This window comes from Pantoea sp. 1.19, from assembly GCF_001922585.1.
In the GTDB taxonomy this organism is placed as follows: Bacteria; Pseudomonadota; Gammaproteobacteria; order Enterobacterales; family Enterobacteriaceae; genus 1-19.
In genome coordinates, this window is record NZ_MRBS01000018.1 from 1 (window position 1) to 13,811 (window position 13,811).

Annotated in this window: 6 protein-coding genes; 3 read left to right on the plus strand and 3 right to left on the minus strand. The window is 54.8% G+C overall.

The window, feature by feature from the left end; all coding sequences use genetic code 11:
- Together BS626_RS17605 and BS626_RS18485 are read left to right on the plus strand one after the other, a co-directional pair.
- On the plus strand, positions 1-282 hold a 282-nt coding region (locus BS626_RS17605), incomplete at its 5' end, for an integrase core domain-containing protein (protein ID WP_139308867.1).
- A gap of 172 nt (positions 283-454) precedes the next feature.
- The gene (locus tag BS626_RS18485) at positions 455-673 is read left to right on the plus strand and encodes a hypothetical protein (RefSeq protein WP_139308868.1); all 219 of its coding nucleotides are present in this window, start codon (positions 455-457) and stop codon (positions 671-673) included.
- Between the two features lie 82 nt (positions 674-755).
- On the opposite strand, the gene BS626_RS17610 is transcribed toward BS626_RS18485, so the two are convergent.
- The 3 genes from BS626_RS17610 to BS626_RS18495 form a co-directional block, all read right to left on the minus strand.
- Positions 756-3,251, minus strand: a complete 2,496-nt coding sequence (locus BS626_RS17610) for a DEAD/DEAH box helicase family protein (protein WP_205949629.1) — start codon at positions 3,249-3,251, stop codon at positions 756-758.
- Between the two features lie 225 nt (positions 3,252-3,476).
- Entirely contained in the window at positions 3,477-3,710 is a 234-nt protein-coding gene (locus BS626_RS18490; protein WP_139308869.1) for a hypothetical protein, read from the minus strand.
- 108 nt (positions 3,711-3,818) lie between these two features.
- Positions 3,819-4,025, minus strand: coding sequence for a hypothetical protein (locus BS626_RS18495; RefSeq protein ID WP_139308870.1), 207 nt, complete (start codon positions 4,023-4,025; stop codon positions 3,819-3,821).
- Positions 4,026-5,943: 1,918 nt separating this feature from the next.
- Here BS626_RS18495 and BS626_RS17615 point away from each other — a divergent pair.
- Positions 5,944-13,811 (plus strand): Ig-like domain-containing protein (locus tag BS626_RS17615; RefSeq protein ID WP_075183661.1); only part of this gene is annotated, 7,868 nt, incomplete at its 3' end.

Here is a 13,811-nt window from a genome sequence, read left to right on the forward strand (position 1 = left end):
ACTCTGGCGCAGTGGGCAGAAGAGCATGGTGTGGTTCTCGAATTTATCAAACCGGGGAAACCGACACAGAACGCATTTATAGAAAGATTTAACCGAACATACCGGACAGAAATACTGGATTTTTATCTATTCAGAACACTGAATGAGGCACGGGAGATAACGGAGCGTTGGCTGAATGAATACAACAGCGAGCGACCTCATGAATCCCTGAATAACCTGACGCCGGAAGAATACCGGTTGATGGCTGAAAAACCGGGGATCTCAAAAAGTACGTGGAACTAACGTAGGGATACTTACAGAACCACCATATAAAAACTGGACAGATTATGCCAGGGGGCTTTTATTATACTCTCAGAGTAATATTATAAAGCAAAAATATGGGAAATCAGGACAAGATAGTTTTTCTTCTTGGATTTCAGACAAAAGAAAATTGTGGGATAATAATTATTATAATGTGCATACTGAACATCGAGATGATTACAAAAGAATTGCTTATAAAATTTTACCATATTTCGAGCAAAATCCAGAACTATGGAATGCTATGACATATTGGAATTTATGGGATTTAAACGATAATGATACTATCGATGATGCATTTGAAAAATGGGTTTCGGTATTACCACAGGATAAAGTTATAGTTTCTCAAAAAATAATTAAAGCATTTATGGATTGATTTTTTCAACCAAAGGGCGAAAAACAAGGAGACTGAACGAAGCGGAGCTTCGTTCAGTCATACCTTGCATAATTATTTATAATCAGCGAAATTCCTTTGTATAAACAGGAATTAAATCATCAGCTTTTAATTTAAAACTTGATAATCTCTCTCTGATCTTATCAATGTTAGCCAGTTCATTATTATAGGAGATGCAAGTTATAAATGAGAGGAGATTATTTTTTAATTTATCCAAACATTCAGAGTCAATGATTCTTGTACCAGCACTTAAAGATGCTGATTTTTCAGTCGTTGTTGATGGATGAATTAATATAGGTGTGGCCTTGCAAAAGTGATCATAGTTGTTGTTGAACCAGGTTAGCGAGCCAGTTAATTGATTGCAATAATACTTCGTTATTTTTTCATTTATTGCTTCATTTTTACATTCAATAACCAAATATTCATTGGCTTTTATGGCCCATAAATTATCAGGACCTTCGTCATATTTTTCTTCTGGTCGTTCGCTCGAAAATCCAAGCAGTTTTGCTGTTTCGTCAATAGCTGATTCAAACCTCTTATGAGACTCTGGTTTAAAGTTTAAATCATCTAAAAGACTGTTTAAATATATTATTGATTTATTTGGCTCATCAAATTTTGAACGAATATATTCACTGACTTTGAGTGCTTGAGTATGTTCATCTTGATTAATTCTGTCATAGGTAATGCCATCAAGAGGTCTTAATACTCGTTGATTCAATGTCTTAGCTGATTTTAATATTTTCTGAGCTTCCCCTTCGTCATAGAAATTTGTATATTCAGCAAGGAACTGTTTAGCATAACCTTTAGTTTTATTATCGTCACATTTATTAATGTAGGCATACAATATATTATATGCTTTTCTGTAGTCGCCAAGAGTTGCCTCTTTAAAGGCATTAAACAAAGCTGAATTCAAATTGTCAGAGCTTTCTTTACCTTCATATTTTAAAGCTGACAAACCACCTCTACTTGCAGCTATCCATTGATCATTTCTACTTAGGCAGTAGTTCATCACTTCTAAAATCTGTTCATTAGAAGGAGTGGTTAGTTGATCTGCTATTTGATTCGATAAGTCTAATTGTGCTTTAGTTGCTGGAGAAAAATAAGATGCAGCATCATTTACATATAGAAGGCTGGATAGTTGCTGTCCAAGTAACATTACAACACAATAATCATCGTTAGATCTTATGCCCCTACCCATACCTTGTTCAATTTTTTGTATAGTTCTGATACTTCCTTCTTTACTACCCAGTAGTATACCATTCTTTATTTTTTCAATATTACTACTATCATCGGGTAATCCATCTATTACTAATAATCGACATGCTTCCTTAGGAAGATCAATTCCATCATATCTGTTTAATAGAATTGTTACACCCACATGACTATTTTTTAATTTATCTACACCTTCTGTTATATTTTCCGTTTTCAGCATCTGATTGGCTATAGGAAACCATTTTTTTGCTTTATATTCTGATGGGCATATTATAACCACATTATGGTTTTTAGCGACTTCAGAACAAATTTCAATTAAATCTTTATCAGTGATTTTAGGATTTAATACTTGTGGGAGTAATATCATCCTTTCGCCTATATCTCCTGCACTATCAGGAGTAATAGCATTGTTTAATTCATTGGTGTTAACTCCAAAATGTGTAGAAAGTATACTATCATCAGCTAAAGTAGCCGTCATATAAATTTTCCTGAAAGCAGTATCCAGTGATGGGAATACAGATATAGGAATAATATGAGGTGTAATCTCTATTGATTGCGAACTTATTACACACTTGCACAGGCTAAGATGGTTTTTTAATAATGGTAGAGTGAATTTGAGTTCATCATCTGTTCTGTTTTTTACTAATATCTCAGTGACTTCTTTTATTTTTCTTTGCCAATTCCAAAATGGAATTTCTTGCATGGCGGTATAATCACCATTTAAAATTTCACTGTATTTAATGTAATTTTGTCTTGCGATGTCTTCTGCAAATAAGTTAAATATAGTTCTGAATAAACCATTCTTGTCATCACTGAATTTTATCTTTATAGTAAATTGAGACTCAACAGTATTTAAACAAGCATGAGCATCATCAATAATAATACTTCCGATAGGGATTTTTTTTCCTTCATCTCCTACACCAAATTTACTCTTCCCGTTAATGAGTTTATAAATATTTATGACAAGAATATCTTTTCCTGTTAAAAAACCGATAGAGTCTTCGTCATTTGTTACTCCTATCCCTAACTTTTCCCCTTCAGCCATTACTTGTTTAACAAGATAATTGTCTGGAACAACATAAACCGCAGGTCCTTTTTTTTCGTTAAGGCAACTTTTTAGTAAAATTAGACCAACTATTGTTTTTCCACCACCCGTATTCATTTTTATAACTACGTTTTTGTCATTCCGTTTCTCAAACCATTTGCTCCAGACTTCGGATTGCACATCTCTTGGATATTGAAATTTGAAATTGTCTTTCTTGGGCAATGCTTGAAATATTTCTCTTGGAGGCAGGGCAGTATTGGCAACATTACCAATTCCAATTTTATCGAAGTTTAACATTCTCATCTTTCTCCTTATGAGTGATGATTAAATATAAACCTCATCAAGGTGATAAATCAAACAGATTTTATAAGAATTACAGGGGAAAGATGCTATATGTCAATGTGTTTTGTGATGTCTGTCAGGGTGACTTCTTTGATAATGGATTTTGGTGCTTACCTTCTGGTTATGATTTACATTATTGCATGTGAACTTTGAGGGTAAGCTAATTGTGGGATTTATATACAATGTTTAGTTTTCTTTCTTATATTTATAGACTGCTACGAATGGAACAGAAGAAAGAAAAATCCCCAGCAAGAAAAGTATTCCACATAGAATTACTGTAAATATTTTGTCATGAAAGGATTCTATATTATTTAATGTTGAACTTATTCCTTCTAATGTTACATAATCTGAAACAACTATTACGATTAAAAGAAGTGTTGATAAAATGACTATTTTTAACTTATCATTTTTATTATTCATGGTTATATCCTTTTTGTAGTTTAGCTATTCAGGATATAGCGCAAATTTTGAATTAAATCAAAAACATTACACAATTTAACTGAGATAAATTATGTAATATTTTTATAGTTAGTCTTTTGATTTTAACTGTGAAAGATTCGCAGTTACTAATAAAAAAGATGTTACTACTGAAAAAAAAGCAGCCCAGCTATTATAATTGGTTATTAATGAAGGGATTGCTGTTTTTGTTGACAGTAGCCAAAAAGCACCAGATATAAGACTGGCAACTACTGCACAAATATTGGCAACGGCACTCAGGATATTTAATGCTGACATAAATATACACCTTCCATTGATTGGGATTGAATGATTTTAACAGATTTATATTCAGATGTTCGTTTTTTTCAGGAGTTTAGGTCGTTCCCTACACATGCTAGTGTGAATGTTGTTGTTTCACTTAGATATATTGTAGCCTATATGTATACTAAATCTCATTCTTGTAAATGTTTAATCATATTTATCAATTGATTATCGGCTTGCAAAAGGTACTGCTGCATCATTGGGGTGTGAGCGCTGAGGCTATCGCGTGTGCTCGTCTGTCGGGGAGTCCCTGTTTATCAGTGTGGCGGCGTTCGCACGCTTCATTATGATTATCGCGCGTTGCGAAGGCCTGGCGGAGGGCGCGCTGCCGGCTGACGCACCGGTGTAAACAGGCGTGCCGCAGCCGGCAGCGGACCGGGCGCTCTCGATTTGGCTACGGTGCGTATGATAACGGAGTCTGCCGGACAGGAAAACCGACGGCGAGCGGGCGAGGGGCAGCCGCAGCGGATCATCGCAAGATTTGTGCAGCAGTTTCCGTTAAGGCGGCGTCAGGAACAGAAGGCTTTCTGATATGTTGCAGAGACGCGAGCACGCGCTGAGGCCACGATAGTGGCGCGGCGGCGCGCGATTGCTGGACCGACGGCGTTTGGCAATCGTCACCCCTTCAGGGCGGGAGCGTGATGGTTTGCAGTGGCGTCCCCCTTTGGGGGGATGAAATCGATCCCTTCCCATAGCGGGGCGGGCCACCGGTCCGCTGAGTACGCAGATCGCTATCGGCCGGTAACGCATCAGCCGCTAACAGGGAGCCCTACCCGGTGGTAATGGACAACGGATGTTAACCGGCGATCCGAAGCGGAAACGGCCGGATCGCGGGGAAACCCGTGGTTCGGAGGGGCACTGACGCTGCGTGATGGCGATAGCCGGATTGCTGTGGCGTTGCTCAGGGGGCCTGTGCTTGAACAGCAGGATTAAGGCGGGGATGTCAGAAAGCGTGCGTATTGCCTGACTGGCACCTGGCTGCTGCTTCTCAATCTGATAACGCCAAGGCCCTTATTTACCGTGGCGCCATCACTTTCTGGCTGGACGATAAAGTCATTCCGGCTGGTACCAGACGGCTATGCCTCCCTCACGGGGACGGCCTCAGTGCGATTCTGAATTGCCATCGCCATTTTCCTGATGATTAACCCGTATTCCAGCTGACTCCGCGTGCGGTCGGTGTCGCTCTCCCCGCCCGGCGCTGCCGATGGCGATCGGGTTGTGCGACTTCCGCCACGCTGCACGGCCCAGAACCGCCCCCGGGGCACGGCAGGCAGCGCGGTCGATTGTCGCTCCGCACGCCGGTGGCAGCCGGTACTCCGCAGCAAACTCAATTGCCTTACGATGATGTACCCCTCTGATGACCAGAGTAAACATCGGACTAACCCAAAAAATACGAATTTTTAATCGGTGACTGGCAATTTGTTATCCGTTAACTACGCTTGTACACTGCGGATAAGAATATTCTTATTATACTCGCGGGTTATTTTTGCCGGGGGATTGCCCGGCAGAGCGGTTGGAAGTCAGCCAACACCGTGGATAACCCTCAGAATAACGCTCAGTGATAAAGGATGTTTCAATGAGATTTTTCTTCTCTCTCCGACACGCAGCTGTTCTTCCCTGCACGCCTGCGCATCAGGTCGCGCCGGGTGAGTTTTGCGCGGCTGCCCGCGGCCATCTTCATGGGGTCAACGATCCCGACCGGCCGGCGCCTCATTAACTTCCGCGATCCCGCACGTGGGCGAAGACTGCCGGACAATGTCCGTGAGGCGTCTGCCCTGCGGCACGGCTCGATGCTTTTTTCAGATAATGAATTGACGGTTTTCTACGCATCGCGTGCGGGAAACCTTTTTTATTTGCCCCTTTGGTGACCACACGGCCCATTCAGGAGACGACCATGCGTTCAGCAAAACAGGTTGAAGTAATTACTCGTAATACGGCAGAAAAAACGGTGGTAAACGGTGACGGCAATCTGACCGTTTCGGCATCGTCACCCAGCGTGATTCAGGTGTATGCGTCGCCGCAGGACGTGGTGCGCTACGTGCGCGAAGGCAACGATCTGATCATCACTCTGAAAGACGGAACCACCGTACGCTGTCGTCTCTTCTTCCTACATGATCCGCAAACGGATGAGGGGTCGGAGCTGGTGTTTGTCGATCAGCAGGGGCTGACCCACGTGACGTTTACCGACGCGGGCGAGGTGGCCGGCGTGGCGGCGGTCCCGCTGGCGGCGGAGCTGACTCCGGTCACCAGCATCGCGCCGTTCCTGGCCGGGCAGGGCGCCCTCGATAGCGCCAGCTGGGGCTGGCTGGCCGGTGCGGCGATCGGTGGCGGCGCGCTGGGCGCGCTACTGGCGCACGGCGGTAAGGGCGAAAGCAAAACCGAGGTTATTGATAATACCCGACCCGAAACGGTGATCGCGCCGACTTTCCTGGCGACGGATAACCAGGGCGATAAGCAGGGCGTGCTGCGCGACGGTGAGCTGACCGACGATGCCACCCCCACTTTCAGCGGCACCGGCCAGCCTGGCTCGACCATTCAGATTCGCGATGCCAGCGGCGGTACGGTGGCCAGCGCGCAGGTGAACAGCGCCGGCCAGTGGTCGGTGACGCTGCCGACGCAGGCCGATGGGGCACACCGCTGGACGGTGGTGCAGATCAATGGCGATACCGAAACGGCGGCAGGCAGCCTGACGCTGACCGTTTCCACGGCGGCAGCCAGCCTGGCGGTGTCGCCGCTCAGCGGCGATAACCTGCTGAATGCCAGCGAGCAGGCGAGCGGATTTACCCTGACTGGCAGCGCCACGCAGCTGGCGGAGGGGACGCCGCTACGCATCACATTAAACGGTAAGTCTTACACCAGTCAGGTGGGCGCCGATGGCCGCTGGTCGCTCAGCATTCCCGCCGCCGATGCGCAGGCGCTGAGCGAGGGTAACTGGACCGTCAGCGTCATCGCCACCGATGCGGCAGGCAACCGGATCAGTGCAGAGCAGAATTTCCGCGTCGATACCACGGCACCGACGTTAACTCTGGCGACGATTGGCGCGGATAATGTGATCAACGCCGCAGAACATCAGGCGCCGCTGACTCTGCGCGGTTCCACTTCCGCCGAGCCGGGGCAAACGGTAACGGTTACCCTCAATGGCGAAAGCTGGACCGCGATCGTCGCCGCCGACGGCAGCTGGTCGGTAACCCTCAGTGCGGATCGCGTTGCCGCGCTGGCTGAGGGGGAGCAGCAAGTAGAGATTAGCGTCAGCGATCGCGCCGGTAATACCGCCGCCACCCGCGGAGCGTTCGTGGTGGACACGGTGCGGCCGGAGATCGTGCTGAATCCGGTCAGTGGCGATGACGTGCTCAACCTGAGCGAGCAGGCGCAGGCGCAGATTGTCAGCGGCCGGGCCAGCGGTGCCCGCGCCGGTGATGTGGTCAGTGTCACCCTGGGCGAACAAACCTTTACCGGCATTGTGCAGGCGGACGGCAGCTGGAGCGTGGGCGTGCCGGCCTCCGCCTTTAGCGCCGTGGGTGAGGGCACGCATTCGCTGCAGGTGACGGTGACTACCGCCGCCGGCAACAGTAGTAGTCTGAGTCATCCTATTGTGTTGAGCGGTGCGCCACCGGCCTTTACGCTGGATGCCATCGCCGGCGATAACCTGCTCAACGCGCAAGAAGCGCTGCAGCCGCTGACCCTCAGCGGGACCAGCACGCTGCCGGACGGCAGCGCCGCGGTGGTGACCCTGAATAATCAGCAGTGGACCACGACCGTCAATAATGGCGTCTGGCAGCTGACCCTGCCGGTGGAACAGGTGCTCCAGCTGAGCAACGGCAACTACAGCGTCAGCATCAGCGGTGAAGACAGTGCGGGGAATCGCGGGGAAGCCACGAGTACCCTGCGGGTCGATACCCAGCTGCCGCAGGTGATCATCAGCACCTTCGCCGGCGACGACCAGGTAAATCAGGCGGAATCGATCGTTGCGCAGACCCTGAGCGGGCGCGTAATCGGCGCGGCGGCCGGGGACACCGTCACGGTGACAATCGGCGGCGCGCAGCTGACCGCGGTGGTTGGTAGCGACTTACGCTGGCAGGTTAGCGTACCGCCGGCGCTGCTGCAGGCGCAGGGCGACGGTCCGCTGCTGCTGACCGCCTCGGTCACCAACGCCAGTGGCAATACCGGCAGCGGTGAGCGGCCGATTGTCATTGCCGCCGGCCTGCCGGGCCTGCGTATCGATACCATCGCCGGGGATGATGTGATCAACGCCCTGGAGCAGCAACAGAACCTGATTGTCAGCGGCAGCAGCAGCGGATTGCCGACCGGAACGGCGGTCACCCTGACGCTGAACGGCGTCAGTTACCGCGGCGTGACTGACGCGGCAGGCCGCTGGCAAATTGGCGTGCCGGCAGCGGATGTGCAGGGTTGGTCGCCGGGGCCGGTGGCGGTGAGCGCCAGCGCGGCCGATGGCGCCGGCAATGCGGTCAGCGTAACTCATCCGCTGCGGCTCGATGTCAGCGGCGTCGCCGTCACGCTTGACCCGGTGAGCGGGGACGATCGCCTGAACGCGGCGGAAAAACAGGCCGATCTGACCCTGAGCGGGCGCACCGAGGGCGTGGAGGCCGGGCAAACGGTGGTGATCCGCTTTGCCGACGCCACCTTTACTGCGCGCGTGCAGGCGGACGGCAGCTGGCAGCTGACCGTGCCGGCCAGTGCGCTGGCGGATCTGACCGACGGGCGAAATTCCATCCTCGTCAGCGTCACTAATCAGAGCGGCAACAGCGGTGAGACCAGCCGCCAGCTGATCGTGGACACCCTGCCGCCGACGCTGACGCTGGATAACCTTACCGACGATAACATTCTCAACGCGGCGGAAGTGGCGCAGGGGATCACCCTCAGCGGTACTTCCAGCGCCGAGCCGGGCCAGCAGGTGACCGTGTTGCTGGGGGGCGCGCGCTTTCAGGCGACGGTGCTGGCCGACGGCAGCTGGTCGGTGGCGATCCCCACCGACGTGCTGGTGACGCTACCGGACGGGCCGCTGCGCATTAGCGCCAGCGTCAGCGATCGGGCGGGGAACGTGACGGAGGCCGGCCGTACCGGGCTGGTGGATGCCACGCTGCCGCAGGTGAGCATTGATAACGTGGTCAACAGCAGCAATACGATCAACGCCAGCGCCCACGGCCAGGCGCAGGTGATCAGTGGATCGGTCACCGGCGCGGCGGCCGGCGATCGCGTCACGGTGGAACTGAACGGCGTCAGCTACAGCAGCGTGATCGACGCGGCCGGGCGCTGGAGCCTTGGGCTGCCGGCGTCGGCGGTCAGCGCGCTGCCGGACGGGCCGCTGTCGCTGGTGGTCACGGTGACCGATCGCGCCGGTAACCGCGGTAGCGGCACGCAGACGTTAACCGTCAACACCGCCGTACCGGAAATCAGCGTGAATACCGTCGCCGGCGACGATGTGATTAACGCCCGCGAAAAAGGCGGCGATCTGCGCCTCACCGGTGACAGCAATCAGCCGGCGGGTACGCCGATCACCGTCACCCTCAACGGCATCAACTACACCACCGTGGCCGGCGATAATGGCAGTTGGCAGGTGACGGTACCGGCGTCGGCGGTACAGGCGCTCGGGGAGGCCAGCTACCGGATCACCGCCAGCGTCACCGATGCGGTGGGTAACAGCGCTGCGCAAGATCACGAAGTGCGGGTCGACTCTACGCTGCCGGCGGTGGTGCTGACCCCGCTGGGCAATAACAACGTGATTAACGCCGCCGGGGTGGCCGCTGGTGAGCTGCTGAGCGGACGGGTGCTGAACGCCGCGCCGGGCGACACGGTGACGGTGATCCTTGGCGATAACCGGCTGACCGCGCAGGTGCAGGACGATCTCAGCTGGCAGCTGCTGCTGCCAACCGAGCTGCTTAGCGCGCTGGGTAACGGCAGCCTGACGCTGACGGCCAGCGTGACCAACGGGATCGGCAACACCGGCAGCGCCACGCTGCCGCTGGTGATTGACGCCGCGCTGCCGGGCCTGCGTATGGATACGGTGGCCGGCGATGACGTCATCAACCTGATTGAACATCAGCAGAGTCAGGTTCTCAGCGGCCGCAGCGAAGGGCTGGCGGCCGGCACCGCGCTGACGGTTACCGCAAATGGCAAAACCTACGCCACCAGCGTGCTGGCGGACGGCAGCTGGCAGGTGGGGATCCCGGCGCAGGACGTGGCCAACTGGCCGGCCGGCCCGCTGACCCTCACCGTAAGCGGCGAAAGCGCCGCGGGTAATCCGGTCAGCATCGGGCAGATTGTTACCGTGGATTTGGCCCCGGTGGCCATTACCCTCGATCCGCTGGCGCAGGACAACGTGATCAACGCCCAGGAGAAGGGCGAGGATCTGCGCCTCAGCGGCAGCACCAGTAATGTTGAGCCCGGTCAGCGGGTCACCGTGGTGTTTGCCGGCGGAAACTGGTATGCCGAGGTTGACGCTGAGGGTAACTGGTCGGTCACCGTACCGGCCGCCAGCCTCAGCGCGCTGCCGGAAGGCAACGGCAGCCTGTCGGTCAGCGTCAGCAATCAAAATGGCAACGGCGCCAGTGCGGTGCAGAACTATCGCGTCGATACGTTACCGCCGGAGATCCTGCTGGATCCAATTGCCGGTGATAATCAGCTCAATGCTACCGAAGCGCAGCAGCCGCTGATCCTCAGCGGCAGTTCGACCGCGGAAACCGGGCAAACCGTCAGCGTGACGCTGAACGGCAATCGCTTTACCACCCAGGTTTCGTCCGATGGCCGCTGGTCAATCACCCTGACGCCAGAGCAGGTCGGTACCCTGAGCAGCGGTACGCTGGCGGTGCGCGTTGAGGTCAGTGATAAAGCCGGGAATCCGGCGCAAACCGCCGGTGCGGTTCGGGTCGACATTGATGTGCCGCAGATAACCATTGATGCCATTGCCGGCGATGACATCATCAATCTGGCCGAGCACGGTCAGGCGCTGATCGTCACCGGTCGGGCCACCGGCGCCGAGGCGGGCGACGTGGTCACGCTGACGCTGAACGGCAAAACGTACAGCGGAATACTGGACGCGCAAGGCAACTGGCGCATCGGTCTGACCGCCAGCGACGTGATGGCGCTGGCGGACGGCGAAACCAGCCTGACGGCGCAGATTGTCGATCGCGCCGGCAACGGCGCGGAGGCCAGTCGCGATTTCAATGTGGCCCTTAGCGTACCCACCCTCACCATCGGCACGGTGGCCGAGGGTGATGTGATCAACGCGCAGGCCCACGGGCGCGATCTGGCGATCGCCGGCGGCAGTAACCAGCCGGCAGGCACGCCGGTTACGGTTACCCTCAACGGATTGACCTACACCACCACCACCGGCGAAGGAGGAGACTGGAGCGTCACCGTGCCGGCCAAAGACGTCGGGCTGCTGCGCGATGCCAGCTGGACCATCGTGGCCAGCCTCACCGATGCGGCGGGTAACAGCGGTCAGATCGGGCATCCGGTGCGTGTCGATACCCAACTGCCGCAGGTGACGCTGGCGGTCATTGCCGGTGACGATGTGATCAACGCGGCGGAAATCGCTGCCGGTCAGACGCTGCGCGGTACCGTGCAGGGCGCTGAACCCGGCAGTACGGTAACGGTGACGCTGGGCGGCAACCGCTACACCGCCGAGGTGCAGCCGGACCTGAGCTGGTCAGTGGCGGTGCCGGAGGCGGCGCTCACCGCGCTGGGTGACGGCGCGCTGACCGTCACCGCTGAAGTGACCAACGCCGTGGGGAATACCGGCAGCGGCCAGCGTCCGGTGACCATTGATGCTAACCTGCCGGGGATCCGCATCAGTACCGTCGCGGGTGACGACGTCATTAATCTCACTGAGCACGGGCAAGCCCAGCTGATTAGCGGCACCAGCAGCGGGCTGAGTCCCGGCAGCACGCTCACGGTCACGGTAAACGGTAAAACCTATCCGGCCAGCGTACTGGCTGACGGCAGCTGGCAGATTGGCGTAACGGCAGCGGACGTGGCGGCGTGGCCAGCGGGGCCGCTGACGGTGAGCGCCAGCGGCGAGAGCGCGGCGGGCAACCCGGTGACGGTAGCGCGGCCGGTGACGGTAGATCTGACGCCGGTATCGGTATCGCTGGATACCATTGCCACCCAGGATGTGATTAATGGCCAGCAAAAGGTGGAGGATCTGCTGCTCAGCGGCCGCAGCGACGGCGTGGAGGCCGGGCAGACGGTCAGCATCAGCTTTGCCGGCCACCGCTACAGCGCCCGGATCAATGACAGCGGAGAATGGTCGCTGACCGTTCCCGCCGCCGATCTGGCGGGGTTACCGGAGGGGCAAGGCAGCATCGCGGTCAGCGTCAGTAATCAGAATGGCAACGTCGCCAGCAGTTCGCGTGATTACCGTGTCGATACGGTGCCACCGACCCTGATCATCGATGCGATCAGCGGCAACAATATGCTCAATGCCAGCGAAGTGCTTACCGACCTGGTACTGACCGGCAGCAGCAGCGCGGAGCCGGGGCAAACCGTGACGGTGGAGCTGAACGGTGAGCAATTTCGTGGCCAGGTGCAAAGTAACGGCAGCTGGAGCATCACCCTGCCGGCGGACACGCTGGGCGCTCTTTCTGACGGCAACTATACCTTTACCGCCAGCGTGACCGACAAAGCGGGCAACCCGGCCAGCAGCGGACAGACGGTGCTGGTGGATGTCAGCGTGCCCGGTATCACCATCAATCCGGTGGCCAGCGATGACGTGATCAACCTGACCGAGCACGGTCAGGCGCTGATTGTTACCGGCAGCGTCAACAACGCGGAACCGGGGGATGTGTTGACCCTGAGACTGAACGGCAAAGCCTATACCACCGTGCTGGATGAGGCGGGTAACTGGCTGATCGGCATTCCGGCAGCAGACATCACCGCGCTGTCGGCCGGCAATTTTATCCTTAGCGCCGCGCTGACCGACAAAGCCGGTAATAACGGTGTCGGAGAACACCCCTTCAGCGTTGACTTTACCGCTCCGGCTCTCTCTATCAATGTGATTTCCGGCGATGACATCATCAACAGCGACGATAAAAATGCTCCGCTGACGGTGAGCGGAACCGCCAGCGGCGTTCCAGCGGGCAGCCAGGTAGCGGTGACGCTGAATGGCCTCACCACTGGGGCGACCGTCCAGAGTGACGGCAGCTGGCAAGTCGAGATCCCCGCAGACCAGGTAAAAACGCTAAGCGATGCCCGCTATGAGGTGACCGTGTCGGCCAGTAATGCCATTGGCAACAGCACCACGGTGAGTCGACCGGTGGCAGTAGACTCGCTGCTGCCCGGGGTCATCATCAGCCCGGTGGCGGGCGACGACGTGATCAACGCCGCCGAGGTGGCGGCGGGGCAGACGCTGTCGGGCCGGGTGACCGGCGCGGAGGCGGGCAGCACGGTGACGGTCACGCTGGGCGGCAATCGCTACGCCGCCGAGGTGCAGCCGGATCTGAGCTGGTCGGTGACGGTGCCGGAGGCGGCGCTGACCGCGCTGGGCAACGGCGCGCTGACGGTGACGGCGACGGTGACCAACGCGGCGGGCAACACGGGCAGCGGATCGCGGGAGGTCGCCATCGACGCCGGCCTGCCCGGGGTGCGGATTAATCCGGTGGCGGGCGACGACGTGGTTAACGTGCTGGAGCACCAGCAGGCGCTGGTGGTCAGCGGCAGCAGCAGCGGGCTGCCGGCGGGCGGCACGCTGACGGTGACGGTCAACGGCAAAACCTATCCGGCCAGCGTGGCGGCGGACGGCGGCTG